This window comes from Streptomyces klenkii, from assembly GCF_003626645.1.
In the GTDB taxonomy this organism is placed as follows: domain Bacteria; phylum Actinomycetota; class Actinomycetes; order Streptomycetales; family Streptomycetaceae; genus Streptomyces; species Streptomyces klenkii.
Genome location: NZ_RBAM01000131.1, coordinates 1 through 1,196, shown reverse-complemented (window position 1 = coordinate 1,196; position 1,196 = coordinate 1). Strand labels below are relative to the sequence as shown.

Sequence of the window (1,196 nt, the reverse complement as noted above, 5' to 3'; positions counted from 1 at the left end):
CCCCCAACGACCAGGCCTGGATCGAGTCGCTGTTCGGCCACGTCAAGGGCGAGTGGCCGCACCTGGAGAAGATCCGCGACCCGCACGATCTGGAAGCCGAACTCGACGCCGTACGCGCCGAATACAACACGGTCCGCCTCCACGCCGGCATCGGATACGTCACACCCGACGACGAACACACCGGCCGCGGTGACACCATCCGTTCGGCCCGCACCGAGGGCCTCCGGCAGGCGCACGCCGACCGCATCGCCTACCGTCGAAAGCAGCACCACGAGTCCTGAAAGTCCATTAGATCCTGGTTGGGTATTTAATCCCGACTTTGGCTCAAAGACTCAGACACACCTCGCTCCCTGGCGGGGCGATAGCGGCGACCGCCTCGGAGACTTGTTGGTAACCCGTGCGGAGCACCTGCCAACCGCCGTCGGGGGTGAGGGTGACGACGTCGACCGGGAGCACGACCTCCCCGACCGTGGTCGATTGCACGTGCGGGACGTCGCTTTGGGCGAGGAACCGCTGGGGGAACGCTTCCTTGGTCGCGGCGGTGATCCGGTCGGGGCTGCGGGGCGGCCTCGGGCCGACCGCCAGGCTACGGCCGGGCGGTCTCGACTAGTCCGGAGAACGTGGCCGGGTGGCGTTGCTTCGCGTGTCAGTCTGTCGGCTTGGTTGGAACTTTCGGGAGTGGCAGGAGCGGTAGGTACAGGGCTGCGAAGGCATGGGGCGGGACGGCCGGGGCTTTCGGCTCGATCGCGGTCACCCGGGTGTAGGCTGCGCCCTGGTCCGGGCGTGGATCGTCGTCACCGTTGTTGGGCCACAGGGCCATCACCCGTTCGGCCTGGGCCGTGATCGTCAGCGCGGGGTTGACGCCGAGATTCGCGGAGACAGCCGCGCCGTCGACAATCGAGATGTCCGGGTATCCGTAGAGCCGGTGGTACGGGTCGATCACTCCGTGCTCACGGTCTTCGCCGATCGGGCAGCCGCCCAGGAAGTGCGCGGTCAGGGGGGCGCCCATCAGCTCGCCGATGTTGGTGCCGGGAAAGCCATTGATCTCTTCTGCCAGATGGCGGGCTGCCTCGGCGCCTTCTGGGATATGGACCGGGTTGGGGGTGCCATGGCCCTGCGCGGCGGTGAGCAAGCCTTTCCCGGGTCCGGTCGGCCTGCGGTAGGTGGTCAGGGAGTTGTCGAGGGTCTGCATGACC

2 protein-coding genes are annotated in these 1,196 nt (G+C 67.6%); one reads left to right on the top strand and one right to left on the bottom strand.

The features are described from left to right. Positions 1–281: integrase core domain-containing protein (locus tag D7231_RS35180; RefSeq protein WP_147449903.1), on the top strand; the 281-nt coding region annotated here is incomplete at its 5' end. A gap of 365 nt (positions 282–646) precedes the next feature. On the opposite strand, the gene D7231_RS35175 is transcribed toward D7231_RS35180, so the two are convergent. Then, a partial coding sequence (locus tag D7231_RS35175; protein ID WP_242000087.1) for a GMC oxidoreductase occupies positions 647–1,196 on the bottom strand: 550 nt, incomplete at its 5' end.